General features: G+C 53.3%; 39 protein-coding genes and 1 pseudogene. 5 read left to right on the top strand and 35 right to left on the bottom strand.

The window, feature by feature from the left end; all coding sequences use genetic code 11:
* Window positions 1-350: 350 nt before the first annotated feature.
* Window positions 351-812 carry a hypothetical protein gene (locus JCM16161_RS12635; RefSeq protein WP_243671662.1) on the bottom strand — a complete coding sequence of 154 codons (462 nt, stop codon included), beginning with the start codon at window positions 810-812 and terminating at the stop codon, window positions 351-353.
* A gap of 59 nt (window positions 813-871) precedes the next feature.
* Between JCM16161_RS12635 and JCM16161_RS12640 the strand changes: the two genes are divergently transcribed.
* Window positions 872-1,096, top strand: coding sequence for a hypothetical protein (locus JCM16161_RS12640; RefSeq protein ID WP_054856089.1), 225 nt, complete (start codon window positions 872-874; stop codon window positions 1,094-1,096).
* On the opposite strand, the gene JCM16161_RS19045 is transcribed toward JCM16161_RS12640, so the two are convergent.
* From JCM16161_RS19045 to JCM16161_RS12665, 6 genes are all read right to left on the bottom strand, one after another.
* Entirely contained in the window at window positions 1,093-1,308 is a 216-nt protein-coding gene (locus JCM16161_RS19045; protein ID WP_243671663.1) for a hypothetical protein, read from the bottom strand. The genes JCM16161_RS12640 and JCM16161_RS19045 overlap by 4 nt on opposite strands.
* 15 nt (window positions 1,309-1,323) lie before the next feature.
* A complete protein-coding gene (locus JCM16161_RS12645) occupies window positions 1,324-1,623 on the bottom strand; it encodes a hypothetical protein (RefSeq protein ID WP_054856090.1) in 300 nt (99 codons plus the stop codon).
* A gap of 24 nt (window positions 1,624-1,647) precedes the next feature.
* Complete coding sequence (locus JCM16161_RS12650; RefSeq protein ID WP_054856091.1) at window positions 1,648-1,848, bottom strand: hypothetical protein; 201 nt, start codon at window positions 1,846-1,848, stop codon at window positions 1,648-1,650.
* A gap of 146 nt (window positions 1,849-1,994) precedes the next feature.
* Window positions 1,995-2,936, bottom strand: coding sequence for a hypothetical protein (locus JCM16161_RS12655; protein WP_054856092.1), 942 nt, complete (start codon window positions 2,934-2,936; stop codon window positions 1,995-1,997).
* Entirely contained in the window at window positions 2,933-3,193 is a 261-nt protein-coding gene (locus JCM16161_RS12660) for an AAA family ATPase (RefSeq protein ID WP_054856093.1), read from the bottom strand. Before JCM16161_RS12660 ends, JCM16161_RS12655 begins: the two co-directional genes overlap by 4 nt.
* On the bottom strand, window positions 3,190-3,402 hold the full coding sequence (locus tag JCM16161_RS12665) for an AAA family ATPase (RefSeq protein WP_054856094.1): 213 nt from the start codon (window positions 3,400-3,402) through the stop codon (window positions 3,190-3,192). The genes JCM16161_RS12660 and JCM16161_RS12665 overlap by 4 nt, the downstream gene beginning before the upstream one ends.
* Before the next feature lie 172 nt (window positions 3,403-3,574).
* Here JCM16161_RS12665 and JCM16161_RS12670 point away from each other — a divergent pair, with 172 nt between their 5' ends.
* Window positions 3,575-3,880, top strand: a complete 306-nt coding sequence (locus JCM16161_RS12670) for a hypothetical protein (protein WP_243671664.1) — start codon at window positions 3,575-3,577, stop codon at window positions 3,878-3,880.
* 41 nt (window positions 3,881-3,921) lie between these two features.
* Here JCM16161_RS12670 and JCM16161_RS12675 read toward each other — a convergent pair whose 3' ends face one another.
* From JCM16161_RS12675 to JCM16161_RS12775, 22 genes are all read right to left on the bottom strand, one after another.
* The gene (locus tag JCM16161_RS12675; protein ID WP_054856096.1) at window positions 3,922-4,281 is read right to left on the bottom strand and encodes a hypothetical protein; all 360 of its coding nucleotides are present in this window, start codon (window positions 4,279-4,281) and stop codon (window positions 3,922-3,924) included.
* A 221-nt stretch (window positions 4,282-4,502) separates the two neighbouring features.
* Window positions 4,503-4,811, bottom strand: a complete 309-nt coding sequence (locus JCM16161_RS12680; RefSeq protein ID WP_243671665.1) for an AbrB/MazE/SpoVT family DNA-binding domain-containing protein — start codon at window positions 4,809-4,811, stop codon at window positions 4,503-4,505.
* A gap of 5 nt (window positions 4,812-4,816) precedes the next feature.
* Entirely contained in the window at window positions 4,817-5,245 is a 429-nt protein-coding gene (locus JCM16161_RS12685; protein WP_054856098.1) for a hypothetical protein, read from the bottom strand.
* Window positions 5,246-5,271: 26 nt separating this feature from the next.
* Window positions 5,272-5,631: a hypothetical protein gene (locus JCM16161_RS12690; RefSeq protein ID WP_054856099.1), complete on the bottom strand. Its 360-nt coding sequence runs from the start codon at window positions 5,629-5,631 to the stop codon at window positions 5,272-5,274.
* Window positions 5,624-5,896, bottom strand: coding sequence for a hypothetical protein (locus JCM16161_RS12695; protein ID WP_243671666.1), 273 nt, complete (start codon window positions 5,894-5,896; stop codon window positions 5,624-5,626). Before JCM16161_RS12695 ends, JCM16161_RS12690 begins: the two co-directional genes overlap by 8 nt.
* On the bottom strand, window positions 5,854-6,171 hold the full coding sequence (locus tag JCM16161_RS12700) for an ATP-binding protein (protein WP_243671676.1): 318 nt from the start codon (window positions 6,169-6,171) through the stop codon (window positions 5,854-5,856). The genes JCM16161_RS12695 and JCM16161_RS12700 overlap by 43 nt, the downstream gene beginning before the upstream one ends.
* On the bottom strand, window positions 6,129-6,500 hold the full coding sequence (locus JCM16161_RS12705; RefSeq protein WP_054856102.1) for a hypothetical protein: 372 nt from the start codon (window positions 6,498-6,500) through the stop codon (window positions 6,129-6,131). The genes JCM16161_RS12700 and JCM16161_RS12705 overlap by 43 nt, the downstream gene beginning before the upstream one ends.
* The gene (locus JCM16161_RS12710) at window positions 6,497-6,877 is read right to left on the bottom strand and encodes a hypothetical protein (protein ID WP_054856103.1); all 381 of its coding nucleotides are present in this window, start codon (window positions 6,875-6,877) and stop codon (window positions 6,497-6,499) included. The genes JCM16161_RS12705 and JCM16161_RS12710 overlap by 4 nt, the downstream gene beginning before the upstream one ends.
* A gap of 23 nt (window positions 6,878-6,900) precedes the next feature.
* A complete protein-coding gene (locus JCM16161_RS12715) occupies window positions 6,901-7,197 on the bottom strand; it encodes a hypothetical protein (protein ID WP_054856104.1) in 297 nt (98 codons plus the stop codon).
* Window positions 7,198-7,347: 150 nt separating this feature from the next.
* On the bottom strand, window positions 7,348-7,908 hold the full coding sequence (locus tag JCM16161_RS12720; RefSeq protein WP_054856105.1) for a hypothetical protein: 561 nt from the start codon (window positions 7,906-7,908) through the stop codon (window positions 7,348-7,350).
* Window positions 7,905-8,225 carry a hypothetical protein gene (locus JCM16161_RS12725; RefSeq protein WP_054856106.1) on the bottom strand — a complete coding sequence of 107 codons (321 nt, stop codon included), beginning with the start codon at window positions 8,223-8,225 and terminating at the stop codon, window positions 7,905-7,907. Before JCM16161_RS12725 ends, JCM16161_RS12720 begins: the two co-directional genes overlap by 4 nt.
* Window positions 8,222-8,497: a hypothetical protein gene (locus tag JCM16161_RS12730; protein WP_054856107.1), complete on the bottom strand. Its 276-nt coding sequence runs from the start codon at window positions 8,495-8,497 to the stop codon at window positions 8,222-8,224. The genes JCM16161_RS12725 and JCM16161_RS12730 overlap by 4 nt, the downstream gene beginning before the upstream one ends.
* 87 nt (window positions 8,498-8,584) lie before the next feature.
* Window positions 8,585-8,941, bottom strand: a complete 357-nt coding sequence (locus JCM16161_RS12735; protein WP_054856108.1) for a hypothetical protein — start codon at window positions 8,939-8,941, stop codon at window positions 8,585-8,587.
* Between the two features lie 112 nt (window positions 8,942-9,053).
* The gene (locus tag JCM16161_RS12740; protein WP_054856109.1) at window positions 9,054-9,572 is read right to left on the bottom strand and encodes a hypothetical protein; all 519 of its coding nucleotides are present in this window, start codon (window positions 9,570-9,572) and stop codon (window positions 9,054-9,056) included.
* A gap of 44 nt (window positions 9,573-9,616) precedes the next feature.
* Entirely contained in the window at window positions 9,617-9,817 is a 201-nt protein-coding gene (locus JCM16161_RS12745; protein ID WP_054856110.1) for a hypothetical protein, read from the bottom strand.
* 20 nt (window positions 9,818-9,837) lie between these two features.
* Window positions 9,838-10,095: a hypothetical protein gene (locus JCM16161_RS12750; protein WP_054856111.1), complete on the bottom strand. Its 258-nt coding sequence runs from the start codon at window positions 10,093-10,095 to the stop codon at window positions 9,838-9,840.
* Between the two features lie 3 nt (window positions 10,096-10,098).
* Window positions 10,099-10,401 carry a hypothetical protein gene (locus JCM16161_RS12755; protein ID WP_243671667.1) on the bottom strand — a complete coding sequence of 101 codons (303 nt, stop codon included), beginning with the start codon at window positions 10,399-10,401 and terminating at the stop codon, window positions 10,099-10,101.
* Window positions 10,402-11,166: 765 nt separating this feature from the next.
* Entirely contained in the window at window positions 11,167-11,829 is a 663-nt protein-coding gene (locus JCM16161_RS12760; protein ID WP_054856113.1) for a hypothetical protein, read from the bottom strand.
* Between the two features lie 67 nt (window positions 11,830-11,896).
* Window positions 11,897-12,070 carry a hypothetical protein gene (locus tag JCM16161_RS19050; protein WP_243671668.1) on the bottom strand — a complete coding sequence of 58 codons (174 nt, stop codon included), beginning with the start codon at window positions 12,068-12,070 and terminating at the stop codon, window positions 11,897-11,899.
* Complete coding sequence (locus JCM16161_RS12765) at window positions 12,067-12,465, bottom strand: hypothetical protein (protein ID WP_243671669.1); 399 nt, start codon at window positions 12,463-12,465, stop codon at window positions 12,067-12,069. The genes JCM16161_RS19050 and JCM16161_RS12765 overlap by 4 nt, the downstream gene beginning before the upstream one ends.
* Window positions 12,411-13,382, bottom strand: coding sequence for a hypothetical protein (locus tag JCM16161_RS12770; RefSeq protein ID WP_054856115.1), 972 nt, complete (start codon window positions 13,380-13,382; stop codon window positions 12,411-12,413). The genes JCM16161_RS12765 and JCM16161_RS12770 overlap by 55 nt, the downstream gene beginning before the upstream one ends.
* A gap of 3 nt (window positions 13,383-13,385) precedes the next feature.
* Window positions 13,386-13,796, bottom strand: a complete 411-nt coding sequence (locus tag JCM16161_RS12775; RefSeq protein ID WP_243671670.1) for a hypothetical protein — start codon at window positions 13,794-13,796, stop codon at window positions 13,386-13,388.
* Window positions 13,797-14,044: 248 nt separating this feature from the next.
* On the opposite strand from JCM16161_RS12775, the gene JCM16161_RS12780 reads away from it, so the two are divergent.
* A complete protein-coding gene (locus JCM16161_RS12780; RefSeq protein ID WP_054856117.1) occupies window positions 14,045-14,266 on the top strand; it encodes a hypothetical protein in 222 nt (73 codons plus the stop codon).
* Here the strand turns inward: JCM16161_RS12780 and JCM16161_RS12785 are convergent.
* The 6 genes from JCM16161_RS12785 to JCM16161_RS12810 all read right to left on the bottom strand — a co-directional run bounded on the left by JCM16161_RS12785 (window position 14,253) and on the right by JCM16161_RS12810 (window position 16,661).
* On the bottom strand, window positions 14,253-14,564 hold the full coding sequence (locus JCM16161_RS12785) for a hypothetical protein (RefSeq protein ID WP_243671671.1): 312 nt from the start codon (window positions 14,562-14,564) through the stop codon (window positions 14,253-14,255). The two genes, JCM16161_RS12780 and JCM16161_RS12785, sit on opposite strands and share 14 nt — an antisense overlap.
* Window positions 14,497-14,742: a hypothetical protein gene (locus JCM16161_RS12790; protein ID WP_054856119.1), complete on the bottom strand. Its 246-nt coding sequence runs from the start codon at window positions 14,740-14,742 to the stop codon at window positions 14,497-14,499. Before JCM16161_RS12790 ends, JCM16161_RS12785 begins: the two co-directional genes overlap by 68 nt.
* A 138-nt stretch (window positions 14,743-14,880) precedes the next feature.
* Window positions 14,881-15,708: a transposase gene (locus JCM16161_RS12795; RefSeq protein WP_243671672.1), complete on the bottom strand. Its 828-nt coding sequence runs from the start codon at window positions 15,706-15,708 to the stop codon at window positions 14,881-14,883.
* Window positions 15,709-15,728: 20 nt separating this feature from the next.
* Window positions 15,729-16,004 (bottom strand): hypothetical protein, encoded by a 276-nt coding sequence (locus JCM16161_RS12800; RefSeq protein ID WP_243671673.1) that lies wholly within the window; start codon window positions 16,002-16,004, stop codon window positions 15,729-15,731.
* On the bottom strand, window positions 15,985-16,137 hold the full coding sequence (locus tag JCM16161_RS19055; protein ID WP_243671674.1) for a hypothetical protein: 153 nt from the start codon (window positions 16,135-16,137) through the stop codon (window positions 15,985-15,987). The genes JCM16161_RS12800 and JCM16161_RS19055 overlap by 20 nt, the downstream gene beginning before the upstream one ends.
* A gap of 293 nt (window positions 16,138-16,430) precedes the next feature.
* Window positions 16,431-16,661: a hypothetical protein gene (locus tag JCM16161_RS12810; RefSeq protein WP_054856123.1), complete on the bottom strand. Its 231-nt coding sequence runs from the start codon at window positions 16,659-16,661 to the stop codon at window positions 16,431-16,433.
* A 726-nt stretch (window positions 16,662-17,387) separates the two neighbouring features.
* Here JCM16161_RS12810 and JCM16161_RS12815 point away from each other — a divergent pair.
* Window positions 17,388-17,990 carry a hypothetical protein gene (locus JCM16161_RS12815; RefSeq protein WP_243671675.1) on the top strand — a complete coding sequence of 201 codons (603 nt, stop codon included), beginning with the start codon at window positions 17,388-17,390 and terminating at the stop codon, window positions 17,988-17,990.
* Window positions 17,969-18,721, top strand: a pseudogene (locus JCM16161_RS12820) (hypothetical protein); the annotation flags it as partial. The gene JCM16161_RS12815 and the pseudogene JCM16161_RS12820, both read left to right, overlap by 22 nt.

Genomic DNA, 18,721 nt, shown 5'->3' on the forward strand with positions numbered 1-18,721 from the left:
AGTGAAGTCACTAATCCTCTGGCTAAGCCATAGGCGCTTGGGTAGCCAATGCCCTTAATATGGCCCTCACTGAGCCTCTCGACAAACTCATCAACTAGCCTAGCCACATTAGACAGTATCCTAGCCATGCGCCTAAGCTCCTCGGGGCTAGTGAATAGGATGCTTGACTCCTCAAGCCCCCTGGAGTGGCTTGGTTGAAGCTGGGCGTTTGGGTACCTAGCTCAATTGATTGAGGGCGTTATCAAACTCTGCCCTAGTCTCCACGGCATTGAGGACCTGCTTGGCAATGGCCTGTACTAGTAATTGTATTGTGGCTTTTTGAGTATTATCAAGGGCATTGGCTGGGGCCATTAATAATGACTTGGCGCCAGTACGGGCTTACCGCCGAACTGCTTCATGTTCTCAAGCCCCATTTTAGCCAAGTCCGCCCACTCCTCACTCTTCGCCAATTCCCTGAAGTTCCTAAGGACTAGCCTTAGGAACCAGGTGCCAGCGTAGAAGCTTAGGCTCTGGCTACCTGTGGTGTACGCCCTAATGACCCTTAACTCCCTACTCCTCCTATACTCCTCCATTACCAAGTGCCACACGAGCTCTGGCTGTGTCCTAAACCTCATGACCTCGATGCTCAGGTCGTGGATGCCGTACGCGTCAGCCGTCATGAATAGTCTGGGCCACATGCTATTGCCATCCCTGTAGCGATCCCTGAAGTACTCAATCATTGATTGCAGGACGTCGTATGGTGGTGGCACCACCCACTTGATGTAGCCGAACCTCTCAATCGAGCCCTTCTCCTCACTACCACCACTGGGCATGATTAGCATGCCCGTTAAGGCCCTAATTAGCTAATTAGCCCCAATGCCAGCAATGGGGCATGCCGATTAAGGTTATTGAGGCCAATGGTAGGGAGTACGCCATTGTTTACGCTGTAATTGATGGTAAGTTGGTCGTAATCGACATTGGCGAGGTTCACCACGCCCCTGGCGAGGCGTATATAGTACCCACGAGCCCGAGTGAACGTGAACTGGCCTATAGGGCTTGGCTTAGTAGATTCGCAAGCCTAAGGGATAGAATCAAGCCCCGCCCAAGGCGGGGCTAGGCATAAGCCATTAAGCCCCGCCAGATTGGGCACGCTGGGGCAAAACGGCATGGGCACTTGGCCTTGATGACAAGGCTGGGCTTTTCACCATTCCATGAATCAAGGACTTGCTTGACGGCATATAGGTAGTCAAGTCCCTGCCTGGCCAGGGGCTGTAGGTCTTTGCCATTATAGGGTATAATGCGTCGTAGGTCACGAGCCAGCCTTGGCAATATTATAGTAATCCCTCAATAACCAGTAGTAGAGGCTAGTTGCAACTCATGGGTTGGGTGTGGGTGGCTTGACTTTACCTCAACAAGGTGCCACTCACCATCACGCCCAAGCAGTATGTCCGGGCTGAAGCCAATGATTAGTTCAGCCCCGTTATGCGTGATGATTGTTTGATAACTCACACCCACCTGTATTGCCCAACCCGGGTTGTTGGCTGTGACGGCGTTTATGTAGGCTTCATGGATGGCTAAGCCCATGGCGATGTCCCTAATATCATCAAGGCCCCTACCCGTGACCGAGCCATTCACGACCCTCACCTGCCAACAATGGCCCCGCGCAACCTACACCTCAGGCTGAGGCCACTGGCACGCGTCATTAACCATTGACGGGCCGAGGAGGCAATCACCACCATCACTCCTAATTAGGGCGTAGCCGTCACGCAGTTCGAGCCTAGACACGACGTCGCCAAGGTGCTTGGGCAGTAATTCATCCCTGGCTATGGAGAAGACCGCCTTCAAAGGCGGTAGGTTTGGAAGCCTCATCCTCGGCCCATGGGCGGCTTTGGCGCATCCTAATTAGGGCCTGAAGGCCGTAAAGGCCGTATGGACCGCGGCGACCGTGGTGGTAGGGGCTTGGTGATTAACCACCTGGGGAAGGAGTTGAGGGTGAATAGGAGGGAGGGCAGGGTCTACCTGACGATGAGCGATAGCGATAAGTCGGTGACGATGGCATTACCACCCGAGGAGGCGCTGACGCTCGGTACATACCTACAGGTGAATGCGCAGGCTATAATCTCGAGCATGGGCGCGGTGATCGGTTCCAAGAGGGGTAGGGACTCCTCGGCAAAGGCGGCGACGGCCCCGAGGCAGAGGGAGTCTGAGGAGGTGGGGATTGGGGATGAGGACGTTAGTGAGGAATAGCCCCGCCTCAGGCGGGGCATTACGCCACCAACTCCTGAACTAGCGAGCTTGGCGGAGTTCTCCTCAGCCCTTTTCGAGAGCCAACTCATACGCCACTCCAGCGTGTCCACTAGGAATGAGTACCAGCGTTGGTACCTTAGAACCTCCTCAATATCATTAATAGTATTCTCGAAGCCAGCTAGGTCAATTGCCTCCATTGCGAGCACCTTAGCCTCATAACGCATAAACGTCCTAATTGCTGAGACCAACGCCAGGAAGTCATTCCTAGCCATCCTGAGGCTCTCCCTGGCCGAGTCCTCAGGGCTAGCCCTATACTCCTCTGGCATTTGTACATTACCAATGACCCAGGGCATTGTGAGGAATGCAGTGTATGTGGTACAACCCCTTTGGCTTGGCGGGCACTCTAGGAGCGCCATTAGTGAGGCTATTACCCTGGGTAATTTAGCGAAGAGTGTCCTATCCGAAACCCTAGCCCCAAACTCCCTAAGCCCCGAAAGCCCCTTGGCAATAGTCAAGTACTCACTCCTAAACTCCTCACTAGCCATGTACTCCCTAGCCAATTGCCTCAATTCATCAATCTCCTCCCTCGCAATCAAGCCACTGGGTGGCTCCTGGGAATCATTACTAACGTTGTAGGCGTCCTCGTAGAACTCTGGCGAGACGTAATCAACACTGACCTTTATTGGGAACCTATCGGCAAAGGCAATCAACTCCTGCGACTGTGGTATGTAGTTGCTAGCGCCGTAAATGGCAAATGCCTGACGGGCATTACCTCGCCAGTGAATGGGTCGAATATGACGCGCTCATTAAGCATTGAGTTGAGGGCGTTGAGTAGGAATGGTGGGGCGTTGAAGACCTCGTCGAGGTAGATAATATCGGCAGTGATTATTGGCGACCAATTCCTGACCAAGCGCCCATCCTGCAAGGCCCTAATGTTGTAGGGGCCGAATATCTCCACGTCAGTCATGTACCTATGAAGCTGGGCGATGTACGCTTGGCACTGACCATCCTCGCCAGGCTAGTCACTAGCAAGGTCTTACCCGTGCCGGGCGGCCCTATCAAAAGGACTGGCTCGCCATGTATTAGGCCGGTTAGCACAGCCAAGCCAGCCTCGTACTGGCCAGGAAGTCTCCTGAACAACCACCTATAGGCTAGTCTCACGCCCCCGGTGGGCATGAGGTGAGGGGGCCAAACCACCTAATTAGTGGTGTGTGGGGGTTGAGCATTGCCTTTTAATACTCCTGCGCATTGCATGCCCCGTGTCCAGTAAAGTCATTAGTAGGGAGGGCCCCGGCGATGCCGGGCTGGTAGGTACGGCCTGGTCAAGACCAGGGTGTGCCTCGATGACGTGGTGAGGAATCCGGGTGACGACACCGTCGAGGTACAACTACCCACTGGGGAGTGGGTTGTGGAGCCAGGCGAGCTCTACAATATTGAGGAGAGGCATGGAAGGGCGGTACTCGCTGGTTACGAGGATGGTTGCCTAGTACTGACTAGAGCCGTACCAAGGGAGTACCTCAGGGGCTTTGAGGGCTACGTCATTGAGTGGGTTGATGAGTTGCCCGAGAAGCCGATTAGGGTCCTTAACGGCGCGAGGATGGTGATTACCAGGGATGGGCGCGGTGGGTTGATAGTCAGGGTTGAGGATTTGTAGGGGCCCAATGGGCCCCGCTGGCCCCAGCCTCCCGGGGCTGGTCACTGGCTGAGGTTTAGGAACTCCTTGAGCACTTCATCAATCTCGCCTATTATTGGCTCAAGCAACTCCTCATCAAATACCGTCCAACCACCCCTATCCGCGTATGGCTCGAGCACCGCCTCAACCCAAGCCCTTATACGGCTTGCCCTCCTGCCATCAATTAAAAGGCCGGTGGGGACCTCGGGCGTGTAGGCTATGACCTGGGCCTCCGTGTATAGCCTAGCTCCGGCGCCGCGAAGGCGAATTTCCTGGGCGTACTTCCTACCCCTAAACACCTCAATCACCAACCCCCTACTGGGCACCACAATCTTTACGTAGCCCCTACTGAAGACCCCTGCCACGCGTGGGTTGCCCGCCATGTGGGTCCGCATGTCGTGGTTGGTAGGCCTTAATTAGCCCGCACGGGCGTGGATTAAGGGCGAGCTTATTAACCCGCAGGCCCCGGTTATTGCGAGGTCGCGGGCAGGGGCTGACCCGTGATGCCCCTGCCACGCGTCACGCTTCGAAACCACACCAACGCTTAGTCGGGTCCCCCAAGCCCAATGGCCCTGTCGTTGAGGATGCCATGACAATGAGTGGGTTATTTGGGGGTCTCCTCGCCGTTTACGGGCTCGATGCGTACTACCCTGACTGTATCGAGGGGCTTAATGCCGAACCCCTCCCTAACATGCCTAGGTATTGTGAATTGCCTACTGTCCGTGTGCCTAGGCCTTAGGAGCCTAGCCCTGAAGGTTATTGGGAATCCCCTGTACTCAATGGTTATGATGGCGTGCCTATAGTGGTTAATGCCCAGGGCACGGCTTAGGCTCGCCGGTATCAGGACTTGGTTGTTAATGTACACCACAGCCTCGTAGGGGAGGCCCACGACCCTAATGCCCCTCCTCGGCATGCCCATCACCCGAATATTGCGTGGGCCATGTTGAAGATGGGCTGGAGCAGTAGGTCCCTAATTATTGCGAGTAGTAGCGCGGCCTGGCTTGGGTAGCCAGTGCTAACCCCTGCGTAGTTTGCCATGCCCCAAATCACGAAGACTATGATCACGAGGGCTATGAAGATCCCGAGTACGGCCTTTATGTTTTCCGTAACCCTATCAATGAATTCCTCAAGGGCCCTGGACCTCATGCCCGGCGTGGCCCCCAGGAAGTACCTAATCAACGGGACCAGGAGTAGGAATAGGAATGCCCAGAAGGCCAGGGCGTAGGCGTAGACTAGGCCGTTGATGACGTCGCCAAGCCACGTATTCGGCCCAATCAACTGCTGTAGCCACGCCGGTGGCTGACCACTTATTAACCCACCCTGTAGCAACACCCCCAGTGCGATCATACGTGACCTAAAAGCCAAGCACTTAATTAGCCCGTCCGCAAAACCCCATCCTCAAGCCTGACGAACACGTGCCTAGGCGTTGGCGGGACGTATAATACGCCCATCGAGTAACCACCAAGCACCCTAGGCGTTAATGACTTCCTCAACCACTCCACATCACTCTGGCTAAGCCCAAAATACGGCTTCACCTCCTCAATATAGGCATCAGGCCCGGCCAATACTAGGGCAAAGCCAATGTTCTGGAGCATGCTGGGTGGCGCATCCCTAACGCTTTGGGTGGCGAACCAGAGGGCGAGGCCCCTCTTCCTACCAGCCCTAATTAATTGCCAAATGGCCCTGGAGCCGAGGACGAGGTAAGCCTCATCGGCAATAATAACATTAGTCACCAACTCGCTTGGTGATTTCCTGGCTAGGAATGCCTGAAGGCTCTGTAATGAGTAGCTCCATTATGAAGGCAACATACCTATCATCCTGCCTTAGAGTACGCCCGCTAGCCCTATCAGTGAATTTAATAACCACATTATAATTGAGTAGGTCATCCAAGCCAATTATTTGCCTCGGTAGTAAGCCCCTCACAATGCGCCAGTACCTGGAGTACTGGCTATTGGCTAGTAACCAATCAATCGCCTCAGTAAGCCCCCGGTACGGCATATTATAGAGCCTATAAATCGCCTCATCCTCAACCCCAAAGCCGTGCCTAAAGGCTCAGCCACGTCACTAGCCTTCACCACGGCCTCCTCGTGAGCCGGCATGAGGAAGTCAATGTAGGCGTCCCCAGCGTAGAGGCAGTGGAAGCCCAACGAGGCTAAGGCACTACAGTACTCGTCCTCGGGGTCGAGGACTAGGAACTTAACGCCAGCCCCGAGGAGCCTAGCCACTAGGCTCATCGTGGTCTTCGTCTTACCCATGCCAGTGGGGCCGACAATAATCCCGTGGCTCGAGGATAGGGCATCAAAATCGAGGTAGACTGGGTTATTATACCTATCAAGCCGACCTCAACAACCGCCCTACCGAGCCCGCTCGTGACCTGGGCACCGTGGAAGATGGGCATTACGGTAACATCCCTAGTGAGGGCCGGTAGCCAGGGCGCCCAGAGCCAGTTCCTGGCATTACTAATCCTCGTGTTTGGGATTGGATTACCATCAGCATCAAGCCAAACCCCGATGCGGTATGTGCGCTCGCCACTATTCAAGCGTTGGACAGCATTCCAAAGCCTCTCACTCCTCACCTCATAACGGCCCTTAACCCTAGTCACTGCCTTCTCACGACTCGAGCGTAAGCCCTCTCTATGGCGCCCCTCAGGATTGGGTCCTCCCTAACGACAATGCCCCAGGCGGGGAGTTGGGCTACGCTCATGGCGTAGGTATAGGCGTCATTATTAGTGAAGGTGGAGTATAACAAGTCACTAGAGGCTATGCTGGCTCGGAACTTGACTGGCGACCTATTAATCACTAATAAACGGCTTCCCCTTAGGTAGCCTATTACGAAGCCCATGAGGACTGCCAAGCCGTAGTACCAATTATAGGCTAGTGGGGCTCCAGTGAGTAGGAATAGTAGGGCACCAAGCCCGAGCCAGTACATTGGCACGGGCTCTATAATGCCAATTAGTTGGTTGATGATGTTTTGTGGCAACTCCTCAAGCCTGAAGTACTGGGTTAGTAGGGGCTTGATAGCTCGAATTCACCCCTATCCCTATAACCAACCCTCAAGACCTTGAGGGTTTGCCCGGCGAGGCTTAGCTTGAAGAAGCCCAGCTCAATATTGGCTAGGTTGAGCCTATTCAAGAGCTCGGTTAGTACGTCGATTGCCTTGGCGCCGGCTGTCGAAATGTCCTCGAGGGGCTCGAACCTGTAGAACTCGAGCCACATGCCGTCAAATCGCCTTACCGCCCTCCTAAAGCCACCAGTGGCTGAAACCCTCGGGGCTAGGGAGTCCCCGTAAATTAGGCTCAAGAGCCAAACAACCCAGTCTGGGATTAGGGCTAGGGCTATTGCCAGGATTGGGGCCAGTGGCCTGTAGCTATTGCCCCTATTAGGAGTACGCCAATCACCACCTTCTTGGCTAGGTTAATGTCCACGTTCCCAAGCCGTGGACATGCCTAATTAGGCCTTGGCAAGGACAGCCTTACCCGCGAGGCAGTCCCAGAGCTCTGGGTAATCACCCAAGTCCCTAATCCTATCAACCCACCTACCCCCAACCCTGGCCTTGTAGTAAATATAACGCTTCCTAATCGAGTCATTAAGCCCAGCCCTCCTGAGGCACTCAAACCAATCAACGCCACTCCTCCTGAGGCTGTTGAGGGCATTAACATCGACCTCCACCCAGTCCCTCAGGACTGGCTCCTCATCAGCCCTAGTAACCCTAGCAAGCCTAGCCAACCCGGGCTCGGTAACGAAGACCTCAACCAACGCCCTCCTGGGCGTTGAGGACTTCCTAAAATTCACGACAGCCTTGAAGACATCAAGGAGCCTCTCAGGAATGGCCTTCTCGTTTTGCGTGATGGCGATGAATAGGTAGCCGTAATTACGGGCTAGCCTCACGGCCTCCTCAAGCGGGCTGATGCCCTCGACGCCAGCGAAGTACTGGGCCTCATCAACAACCACAAAGCGCCAGCCACTCGCCTCAACCTCGCGCCTAGCCATTATAGTCAATAACGTGGTCACGTAGAGTAGGACTTGCTTGAGGCTGAAGCCCCTAAGCCTAACCCCAACCTGGCGTTTAATTGGCCATCAAGCCAAGCCCTAAGGATTGGGTGCGTCCTTCGGGCGAAGAGTACATTATTCGCCAGCTCATTGAGCCTGCGCCTAGCACCCCTAAGCGCCGCCAATTCATCGGCGTTCCTGAAGTAGCCCGGGCCCTCGTTAAACAGCCACTGTAGGGCGTGGGGTATGCTATAGGTGGCCTCACCCTCCTCCTCATCCCCAGGCACTGCGGACTCATCAAACGCCGTTAGTAGTACCTCCTCCATTGCCGGGCTCATGGCGTTGGAGTAGCCGTAGGCACTAGTATGACTTTGGCTAAAGCGTCAATGAAGTCCTGGGGAGTGATGAACTCGAAGGGGTTTATGGGGTAGACCCCGTAGTAATCCACAAAGCCCCTGTAATTACCAACGTAATCAAAGACTAAAGCCGGCACCCTATTCTGGGCTAGGGCTATCCTTACGAGGCTCGTTTTACCGGCCCCGGGCCTACCAATGACTAGGGCGTGGGACTCATTCTTAATCATTATGTCGAGGAGTTCGCCAGGCTTCATACGCCTCACTGGACTATAATATTGTGATTCCCGAGTCTCTCCAGGACTTGGTTGATAATTAGTGCCGATGCCTGGCAGGCGTGCTTCCTATAGCCCAGGAGGCCCCTCAATAACTTGCCAACCTAATGGGCTCCCCGCCCTCCCTGGCGACCACACGAGGACTGGCCTCGTGTAGTGAGCCTCATAATCCCTATGGCTCAAGCCCAGCTTGAGTGGGTCTATGGCCGGCTTCTTGAGGCGATGGACTATGACCATCCCACCGGCGTTTATGGCGTCCACAAGCTCATTGACTACTGTCTCCGAGTCACTGAGTAAGCCATAGGGGCAGTTGAGACGTTCAATCACGGCATTAATGACGTCACCTGCCCCGTGGATTTCGGCGACGTTATTCGTAATGACCAGGAAACCATCCCCAGGCACTAGGTACTTAACACCAACACCCACACCTACGGTGTGGACCACCCACTAATTAGTGCCAATTGACCGGTTGATGCCTAGCCCCAGGGTAACGCCGGCGTTAATAACCGCGGCCTCAATCCTCCTTTGGTCTTTAACCCTACGCATTACGTACTAGGTAGTGTGATAAAGTAATTGCGAGTATTGGTATTAGTATTGCCGCCGCAGCCTTTATCCATAATACGTTTAGCTTCACGCTCTCAAGTATTACGAGGGTTACCCCGGAGATCACCAACATTAGTATTGATGCCATGATCGTCCCCTGGAGCCACCTATAGTGTATTAGTGATTCCTTGGGTATTACGATATACCCACTGAGTAGCATCACGGAGAGGGTTGTCGCGAGCACCGCGATCACGTCCGGTATTAGGCCTGTTAATAACGCGATTGAGAGGGCCATGATGCCGATCGCCGATATGGACATAAGCTGCGTAAGTATTTTATAGAATGGGCTTAGGGTAACCGCGTAATACAGCGTCGTAATGTATGAGCCCCGGATTTCATAAACGGATACCCTATCCTTCTCGTGATTAATGATGAAGTGTGATGACCCCTCCGCCTCCCTTCTCCCGCTAAGTCCTGTAAATTCCATACTCTCATTATCAAGTAAGTACTGCACGTAATGCCTCTGCCCCGTAATCCCAATGGTACTACTGTTAATGGCTACAATATTAGCCTAATCACTGCGTCGAAGTAGGGCCTAAATACCTTGATCAGCTTCACGCCCTCACCCTCCATGCGTATGAGTGGGTTGGGCTTGCGTAGTTTAAACGTGATTGTGTAAACACCATTGGGCTGTAACCTCTCACCCAACTTAACGCATATGTATTTGTCGGATTCGCCGGTCATGCCGTACTCACGCAAGTCCTCAGGTCCCAGGATAATCAGCGCCTCATTCCTCGGCCCATAAACCCCCTCAATGAGGCGTAGTCACCATTTGGCTGTGCGAGGTACGTGCCGACCCTATCATTATCAATTTCAATGTACCTTTCGAAGCACGCCACGTCAATACCATTCACGCAATACTGAGGCAACCTGAACGTTAGGGTTACCTCCTCAACCACCTCATGTATGTTTAGTATTCTCACAAACCTTTGTGCGCGCTCGACTATTGGCACCACGCATTGACCCGACCTTGACATGGCTCACACGCTGGCTCCAAGCCCCGCGATATCCTCAACGAACTTCTCCGCCTTTCTATAAAGCTTCCCGTACTTATGTAGGAAGTACTCATAGGCTAGTCTCTCCTGCTCATTACCGTTCTGCCACGAATTAATCACCTCTAGGTACTGCTTAACGGCCTTCACATTACGACTATTTAACGCATCACTTAACCCCTTAAGAACCACAACAACACCAGTATACGCATCCCCAGCATACTCATTGGGGCCGACCCTAACCAACGCACTCTCACTCTTCCTCCTCAACTCGGTGGATTCAGTGGGCATAGGGTAAGGAACCACTGGAGACTAATAAGTCTGAGTTTTACTATAGTTAATGCATAGTGCGGGGAAACTTTCATGTAAGTCCCGGCTCTAACGGGCTTGGTCCTTGGACTTGAGGTAGTGTGGTATAAGGCCGAGTAATTGCCAGGTTATGAGCCTATTCCTACCAACCTCCATCTCCATTAATTATTATTGGCACGCCACTCACACCCGCCTAATCCTCGGGTACCTCATTACGTACTTAATGACCAAAAAGGCCTCCTGAAGTTGAGACCCTTAATGCCGCGCACGGCATTAACGACCCACCCAGTAATTGACTGGGCTTTGGTTAGCCGGCCCTGCTCGAGCATTTTACGCATTACGATTACTTCTCCCAACCTCACGAGGGTGACGCCGATTAAACCCCGGTATGGTGGGGCCTCGCAACGCCTGGGAAGTGCATCGCAGCCTCATTATTCATGCCTATCCTTCAAAGGCCTGGTCACTGCCATGGCCTCTAATTCTACTGCGCACCCACTCACCCGGTTCCAGAGCCTGCATGTGAACCCCACGTGGCTTGCCCACGCACCCTAGGGCTGATTCATAGGGGGAGGGGCAGTAGAACCAGTAGTTAGTAGAATGTGGCTGGGTTGGGTCACGGCGTTCTACTGGCTACTGGGTTCTACTATGGTAGAGCGTCGTCGCGTCCTCGAAATTCATCTGTGAGGCTCACCGCGGGTTAGCCGTGAACTGCAGGCCCGGTGCTTCGGTGGGCGCAGTAGAATGCGCTCACTGGGTCTTACCGCCCTGCCCCTCCTCCTCCTCGGGTGGTTGGTGGAATATCCCTATGAACTCGTCTAGGTCAAGGACGTAGTACCTAACCCCCCTGTAGGGCATTCCAGCCCTACCCATCCACTGCCTCCAACCGCCGGGAACCACGCCCAGGGCGTAGGGCGCAATATACACCTTAACCCTACCCTCCTGGAGTGCCCTAGCCACTGAATTGGGCACCTTCGGGCTTGTGGTGAAGTCCTCGTTAGGCCCAACGCCGAGGAGTTTAAGAACCCTCTCCTGTATTGCCGTGACCTCGTCAGAGTACTTCGCCCTATGAAGCTCGATGCCCGATGATGGGTTGTTTATGAGGGCATCCACGACGTCCATCCAGGACCTGACCTGGATGCCCAGTTTCCTCGCGAATTCATAGGCCGCGTTCCTGAACTCCTCGGCATCGGTCATGAATAGCCTCGGCCTCTCCAACTCGTACTCCCTAGCCACCTCCTCCAGTGCCTTAACGTAGTCCTCAATCACGGCTTTCTCCTTATCAGTTCGTGCGTACTCACGGCCGAGGGCGATAATGAGCTTCCTGGAGAGCTCAATCAAGTCCCTCGAACCAATCAACTCATCCCTGTACCTCCTAAATACGTTATTCAATGCCCCAAGGATTGGCTTCACGGTGGTAGGTCATTGAAGGCCCCTGGGCTTACGGCCTCGTGAACCCAGTTAATGACTAGGACCCTCCTCACGAGGGCGGCGTCACTAGTGTCTGGCAGGGCTCCCTGAGGAACCTGCTGAAGGTCACGTTGGTGTTCACGAGGACGCCCCTAAAGTTCACGAACTTAGCCCCAATCCCGAGGCCGTAACGACTAGCGTGGACCCCAATCGTGCCTAGGCCCACCGCGGTGGCTATTATCATCCCGCGTTCTCCCTCAGGCTCCTCAGGTCCTGCTCATCGAGGATGAGGGGCAACCTATGCAGGCTGATCAAATTCCTGAACTGGGTGTCCCTCTTCACGGGGCCCTTTACGACGACGTACTCATTAACACCGCTAATCCCCAGCAATGGGGTTAGTACGTACTCCACCAGCGTGGTCTTACCCTCACCACCACGCCCGTAGTTCCACACGACGTAGTCAATGAACGTCCTAACGCGCCTCCTGGCGATGGGGCTCACGACCTTCGCCATGGCGAGGCCAACGTTCGCCAACGCCCTCACCGCATTGCCACCGTAGTATTTAATAATCCATTCGTGGGCATTCACGAGGCCGTCAATCCCGTAATCCGCCAGGTCAAGCTCCCCGTGGGGGTCCACAATACCCTCCTCGGTAATGCCGGGCGTAGGTAGCCCCTGACCCTCTCGGCGAGGGCCTCAATGCCTAGTTGGACCTCCCTATCCAGCCTCTCGATTATGAAGCCCCTGTTCCTGAGGGCGTTGATGAACTCGTCAATGCCTCCGGCGACCACGAGTAACCTACCATTAACGTACGCGGTGTAGAACTCCTGCCCGAGGAACTCGTCATGCACAATCCTAATATCAGCGGGCAACCTAGCCAGGAAGGCCCTCTCCACGCCGTTCTTCCTCTCCCTCTCCAGCCACAGCTCGACCACGTCCCCCAACTCCCTCACGGTGAGGGATTCCGTGCAGTACTCCTCATCACCACCCTCTAGCCATCGAAGGCACGCGACCTGCCTGTACGGGCTCAGGAGCCTCCTCAGGAGGCTCATTAACTCCACCGCGAGGCCCTCGGGAATGTTGAGCACTGCCTTGATGTCATTAACCTCGTTAATGTGGACGGTACCCTCCCTCCACTCCCCAGTCGTGGGGTTGAAGAGGCACACATGAGCTAAATCCCCAGCCTCCGCCCTGGCCCTCACGACGTAGTCCCCGAGCCTAGCCTCCCTATCACCGCAGTTGGCGAGGCATAATTGGCTCGCGAGGGCGAGCCTGGTCCCGTGGACTTCACCAGTGACTGTGTCCACGGCCTTCAAGCCGCAATCAACGTCTTTATAGGCCAGGACGTAAGTGCCGTCGCCAGCCTCGACCCTAATCACGGGGCCGAGCCTTGCGAGTAATTCCTTATTATTAATTCTAGTAATTATTACATTACCGCGGGAGGCCACGGTGCCATTAACGAGTAGGCCGGCGTCCTCAAGGGCCTCCCTCGCCTCGTCCTCATCCTTAACGCCCGCCAGTAGGGCGTGGAGTAGCGCCTCACTCCCCGCCAGCATTCCTCAACACCTCGCAGGCTCCCTCACGAGCCTGACCTTGGAGTTCGAGAGAGCGAATGCCCAGTCGCGATAGATTATTGTTAGTGCTGCATTGTTTATGCATGACTCCGCATCCACGCCCTCCCTGAGGCACCTACCGTAGACCTCCATCACGGTGCCGTAGGCCCTCAGGAGGCCCTCCCTCACGGGCTGGGGCAGGTCTGAGTACATGACCCTCCTCACGAATTCCGAGGGGTCCCTCAGGACGTGCCTCACGAACCTGAGGGAACCACACCAGGCGGCTAGGAATAGGACCTGCTCCTTAATCCTTGGGTCCACGGCTATGACCCAGGAGGAGTTCGAGCCATCACTCCCCTCGGCCATGATTATGAGGCCCCTGGTCTCCACCGCCCTCATTACGTCGGTAACCTTCAACTCCTCACACCACTTGGACACCCGCGTGAGTTGCCTCCGCAGCTGTGGGGTCTTTATGTGGTAGATTGGTAGCCGTAAACATTATATATGAACTCGCCGAGGTCTATGTCCCCGAGGCACCTCTTACTCCTCTCGTTAATTGTCAGTAATTGTGTCATTAATAGTATCAGAAACTGTCAGTAGTATTTAACTCTTTCCCTTAAAATGACTAGAACAGTTTTTGAACCAGCTATAGTAACTAAATCAGTATGGCCGCGAGGAGGATAAGCAACGAGACTTGGAATGAGGTTGGCCTAGCGGGGCTGAAGATACTCATGGGCCTGGCGCTGATTGGCGGTGTCGGTGGTTGGATGGACGTGGTTGGCCTGACGAGGGTTGGCAGGGCTCGTGGGATAAGGCCAGGGAGGTCCTCACTAAGTATGGCCTCGCCACCGAGGAGCAGCGCGGTAGGGAGGTTCAACTGCGACTAACGGAGAGGGGCTGGGCGGTGGCTAGGCTACTGCTTGAGGTTGACTCACTACTCAGCTCCTCAACACCGAGCACCACAACCTCATCGAGTGGTTGAACGCCGTAGGCCCGCCTCACGGAGGCGGGCAGGCGAACAACCCTGGAATTCCCATCCCTAAACACCCTGGCCACGAACTTAACGACCTCATTACTCCCCAGCAGTAGGATTGTGACCCTGACCAGGGAGCCCTCCCTAACGCCGTTGCCTAGCGTTATTAGGAACCTCCTCGAGACCCTGAGGACCCTCGCCCTCCTCATCATGGCCGAGGCCCAGTGGGTTGCTAATTAGCTCGCCGCAGACAATCCTCCTAACCTCCTCGAGGGGGCCCTCGTAATACACGTCACTACCCACCTCAATGTAGACGTCCCTACCTGGCAGTTTATAGAGCTCCACGACTGCGCTTCCGCAATTGACCAAGACCCTCTCGAGCCTCCCCATCAAGAATAGTATTCCACTAGGCTTAATTAGGCAATATGAGTAGGGTGCGCTCTGGGCGGTTCGACATAGCCAAACACGGGACCAGGCAAATACCTAATGAGGCCCGCCAACGGCGAGCCTCACCCCTCAGCCCATAAGTTAGAAAGCCTCGCCTTTTAAGGCGAGGAGTTTATTTAATGCCCAATATAAGGGGACTTTGTCTCTCTCTTCTTCAAACCCGCACTTTTTGCAAGTCATTAATCTAAGATTCCTTGTTTTCATTTTTAAGTCTAGCTTCTCTCCACAGCGTGGGCACACCGTGCTGTAAAGCCTGGCTTCCTCAAAATATATACCGTACCACGATAATATATTCTCAAAATACTTCGCAAAAGATAGTAATGTCCTCTGTAATGAGGTACCTCTTAAACTTTCATCATCCGGCACGTCTATCATTACCAGGGGCTCTTTTCCATGCCTTTTCGCTATTCTTCTTACTCTCCTAACTATTTTATCCACCGTCTGCTGAATCCAACTTTTCATGCTCCCACTTAGTGTTTCTCTAATAATGGCGGAGTACTTGTTTATCTGTTGTTGCGTTATGCACCCTTGATTATATAGGACATCTCTGAGCTTCATTAAATGCTTGACGTTATGCCATGCCGCGCTTCTATTAGGCGGTTTATATTTCTCAGTCTTAATCAATCCTCCGTCCCAATAATGAACAACTATTCCATGAGAACTGTTTAAGTCTACCACAACCAAGAGGGGGTTATTAGGTAGAGCCACAACGTTCTTTTTGTGTAGAATTATCTGTGCCACAAGCTTTCCACCTCTTTCAAATACTCTTACTGTCTTCTTATCCGGATTTTCGGCGAAGCGTTTATTCAGCCAGTCCAGGGCTCTTTTCGGTATTGGTACCTCAACCTTCTTGTTAAGTCTCAACACTAGCTTTCCATCATGTATAAAAGCTCCCTTCCTCTCATGCAACGCATCCACTAGAGGGAGTCTTATGATGGTGGAATAGGGCCTAGGCGTTTTTTTTCGATTCCCTTAAATAGGTACATTGGGTCGTCCTCATCGATAACGTGCCACTTCCAATAACTCTTAATTTCGTTATCTATCTTACTGAGTACTGTCTCTGAAGGTTCTATCCCAAGCCTTTTCGACCAATATAGATGCGATGCTAGGGCTTGATATTTCTTAATGAATTCTATAACGTCGGCATCTACTTCAGCTTCTAACGTTAAGACCCTGAACCCTTCCTCAACCTTCTGTCGCAACAATGACAATCACCTCCTTATCTTGTTCATAAAGTTGCTTGGCTTTTTCCCTGACTTCCTTAGGTATGTAAATTATGTATCTACCTCCCCCGTGGCTCGAGATTTTACTCCTAAAGATGAACTCCACACCCATCATATGGAGAATAAGAGCAAAAGCTTTATAAAGCTTTTGCTCAATTAGGGTTATAGAGTTGGGTTGGGGCGACTCTAGCAGAGGATGAGCCCCAGCCTCCCCGGAGCTGACGGCGGGGACTGAGCACTGATGTCTCCCCAGTGAGGGGCGCCCGAGGATGAGGGACACCCCAGGGGAAGAACCCCCGCCCTTCAGGGCGGGGAGCCGTCAGTCGATGGGCGTTATGAGGGCGTTGAGTGGCTTGTTCCCCAGCCAGTACTCCTCGAGTAGTGCACTAATCCTCCTCGGCATGTATATCACGGGCCTCCCGCGGAGTTGGGAGACCCTGGCAATGAAGCTGATTGGCGTCCGTAGGGCTCATCATCAGAGCCCGCTATCGTTGCATTTACCATGGCTCCAATGAGGCTATTCAGGACTTTCGTACTAGTCTCATCAATTGGGACTCCGAGGTACTGGTGGCCGTTTCGGATGAGCCTCATCACGACGAGTTGGTGACGGCCTAGTAACTCCCTAATGCCCGTGGTCATTAACCCACCAGTGGCTGGGTTTTAATTAGCCATTCCCGTGGGCTTATAACGAGCGTGGTTGGCCGGCAATACATTAATGCCTTGTAATTCAATTACTCATTGATTGTAGTACTCATTCCCGATACCTCGATTGTGTGGTTCCCGTTTAATGCATTCTCCGGAGCCGTAGGTCGTGGGTTCAAATCCCACCGGGCCCGCCACGTTCTTTATTGTCATGGAGTTAGTTTTTGCTTTATTTGTGGGGGTATGGTTGGGTTTTGTTTTTGTTTAGGCCCGTGGGTTTTGGGTGGGGCAGTTTAGTTTTGTCATTGCCTTGGCTATCCTCTAAGCACTCTCGACCTTACCCTCGCTGATTGCTTCCTCGGGCATTCTCCTCAGCACCTCGCAGACTCCTCTCAACGCTTCAGCCTGCGGTGGCAATCAGTTTTTCACATACCTCGGCCTCCTCATTGATTCTTATTGAGGTAAGCTAGGTTTGGGGAATTATATTCAAGGTGTGTTTTTAATATGGGCGGATTTTAAGTGTTGGTTGGTGGCTGTGTCGTTGTGTGGGTGTGTTGGGTGGTGCTTTCTTGGCGTGCACCCTAGGCCCGTGTTGTGGTGTTTTGTTGTTTATTGGCTTATTCGTAATGCGTGCGACCCCTTCAATTGCCTGCTTAGGCCTATTCAGCACTGGCTCGGCAGTGATTTATTAATCTCGTTGGGAACCAATCAATGGATGTCTTCATGGCTCTAAAAATATGCTGGGGCGTGAGGGTCAAGGGCTCCAAACGACTAATGTGCGGTGAATCCGTTAACGATCCAAGGATTGTTGAGGAGGTTATGAAACTAATCAATGAGTTCATTAGGAGGGTAGAAAAGCACAGAAGCGCGTTGTTGAGTGATTTAAACGCTCCATTTGACAATGCCATCAACTCGCTCAATGAATGGCTACGCATGATCGAGGCTAAGGTCAAGGAGGGCAACAATGACGAGAGTATAGCCAACCTAAGGAGGGCAATGCTCGACATTGGCAAGGAAATGCTGAGGCTACTAAAGCGGGCAAGGGAGAGGTGGCTAAGCACGTATAAGCCAGAGCTTGAGGAGTTAATCAACGAACTAGGGAGTGGAGGAGCAAGGTTAATCATTAGCGGTGAGCCGTTCAATAAGGACAAGTCTTTCGTGGCGCATTTATACACGGAGAACCTGGTGGTTGTAATTGCCAGGGTCGCTAAGATGGGGAGCATAACGGTAAATATATCGCTTATTGGTCTCGAGGGCGCTCGCGTTGTTACACCCAAGCTCCTCGGCGGCAATAGGCTCAGGCTATGCAGTGTGGGCTACTATTGACAGACGGCACATTTAATAGTGGTTACCCAGTGATGGGCACTACACAGCTCTGGCAGGTCATTGCCTGGCTGATTGCTTGGCCTAGGAAGAGCTACATGCGCATAGATGGCTTGGGCCTCAATGATGGCGATATAGGCGTCATGTGGCATTTAAGGGCTATTGACCACAGAGATGTGTTCAAGGACAAAGCCGATGTTGCAGAGGATGCTAGCAGGCTCGGCGATGAGGAGTTCCCAATATTCACGCTTTACGCAGTGCTCGGCGATGGCGATGTGGACGTTAAGGAGAAGTCGGTTAGGCTCACAATGGGCCATTCAAAGCTCGGGTTGTGGGATTGTATAATCGATAGGTTGAAGGATCTTGGGTTTGGGGTGGACAGCGATTATGGGTGTGCCGTAGCCTACGCAGTTTGGACTTCCAAAGCTGTCAAGCTGGCTAGGGAAATGTTCAGCGATGGGATAGTTAAGGCTTTGATCGAGGACTTGGCTCAATTGCCCGATGCCGAGAAGTTAAGGCGATTAATTGAGTTGACCGGCATGGAGGTCAAGCCCCTGGGCAGGTCAATGGTTGAGATTGCGGGGATAAGGATAAGCGTCGTTGTGTATAATGATGGCCACGTAGAACTGAGGGCTTGGCGTAAGAGACTTGAGGATGCCAGGGCTGTCTTGAAGAGGTTGAGGGATGCGAGGTATGAGGTTGAGCTGAGTAGGCGGGGCGATAGGTACGTGGTC

Source organism: Vulcanisaeta sp. JCM 16161 (genome assembly GCF_001316285.1).

Excerpts from the sequence above, each read along its gene's own strand:
- JCM16161_RS12635 (WP_243671662.1), bottom strand. The coding sequence starts at position 812 with ATGCCCAGTGGTGGTAGTGAGGAGAAGGGCTCGATTGAGAGGTTCGGC.
- JCM16161_RS12640 (WP_054856089.1), top strand. The coding sequence starts at position 872 with ATGCCGATTAAGGTTATTGAGGCCAATGGTAGGGAGTACGCCATTGTT.
- JCM16161_RS12650 (WP_054856091.1), bottom strand. The coding sequence starts at position 1,848 with ATGAGGCTTCCAAACCTACCGCCTTTGAAGGCGGTCTTCTCCATAGCC.
- JCM16161_RS12660 (WP_054856093.1), bottom strand. The coding sequence starts at position 3,193 with ATGACTGACGTGGAGATATTCGGCCCCTACAACATTAGGGCCTTGCAG.
- JCM16161_RS12665 (WP_054856094.1), bottom strand. The coding sequence starts at position 3,402 with ATGCCCACCGGGGGCGTGAGACTAGCCTATAGGTGGTTGTTCAGGAGA.
- JCM16161_RS12675 (WP_054856096.1), bottom strand. The coding sequence starts at position 4,281 with ATGGCGGGCAACCCACGCGTGGCAGGGGTCTTCAGTAGGGGCTACGTA.
- JCM16161_RS12680 (WP_243671665.1), bottom strand. The coding sequence starts at position 4,811 with ATGCCGAGGAGGGGCATTAGGGTCGTGGGCCTCCCCTACGAGGCTGTG.
- JCM16161_RS12685 (WP_054856098.1), bottom strand. The coding sequence starts at position 5,245 with ATGATCGCACTGGGGGTGTTGCTACAGGGTGGGTTAATAAGTGGTCAG.
- JCM16161_RS12695 (WP_243671666.1), bottom strand. The coding sequence starts at position 5,896 with ATGCCGTACCGGGGGCTTACTGAGGCGATTGATTGGTTACTAGCCAAT.
- JCM16161_RS12725 (WP_054856106.1), bottom strand. The coding sequence starts at position 8,225 with ATGAGCCCGGCAATGGAGGAGGTACTACTAACGGCGTTTGATGAGTCC.
- JCM16161_RS12730 (WP_054856107.1), bottom strand. The coding sequence starts at position 8,497 with ATGAAGCCTGGCGAACTCCTCGACATAATGATTAAGAATGAGTCCCAC.
- JCM16161_RS12750 (WP_054856111.1), bottom strand. The coding sequence starts at position 10,095 with ATGTCAAGGTCGGGTCAATGCGTGGTGCCAATAGTCGAGCGCGCACAA.
- JCM16161_RS12755 (WP_243671667.1), bottom strand. The coding sequence starts at position 10,401 with ATGCCCACTGAATCCACCGAGTTGAGGAGGAAGAGTGAGAGTGCGTTG.
- JCM16161_RS19050 (WP_243671668.1), bottom strand. The coding sequence starts at position 12,070 with ATGATAATAGCCACCGCGGTGGGCCTAGGCACGATTGGGGTCCACGCT.
- JCM16161_RS12770 (WP_054856115.1), bottom strand. The coding sequence starts at position 13,382 with ATGCTGGCGGGGAGTGAGGCGCTACTCCACGCCCTACTGGCGGGCGTT.
- JCM16161_RS12780 (WP_054856117.1), top strand. The coding sequence starts at position 14,045 with ATGGCCGCGAGGAGGATAAGCAACGAGACTTGGAATGAGGTTGGCCTA.
- JCM16161_RS12785 (WP_243671671.1), bottom strand. The coding sequence starts at position 14,564 with ATGATGAGGAGGGCGAGGGTCCTCAGGGTCTCGAGGAGGTTCCTAATA.
- JCM16161_RS12790 (WP_054856119.1), bottom strand. The coding sequence starts at position 14,742 with ATGGGGAGGCTCGAGAGGGTCTTGGTCAATTGCGGAAGCGCAGTCGTG.
- JCM16161_RS19055 (WP_243671674.1), bottom strand. The coding sequence starts at position 16,137 with ATGATGGGTGTGGAGTTCATCTTTAGGAGTAAAATCTCGAGCCACGGG.
- JCM16161_RS12810 (WP_054856123.1), bottom strand. The coding sequence starts at position 16,661 with ATGACCACGGGCATTAGGGAGTTACTAGGCCGTCACCAACTCGTCGTG.
- JCM16161_RS12815 (WP_243671675.1), top strand. The coding sequence starts at position 17,388 with ATGGCTCTAAAAATATGCTGGGGCGTGAGGGTCAAGGGCTCCAAACGA.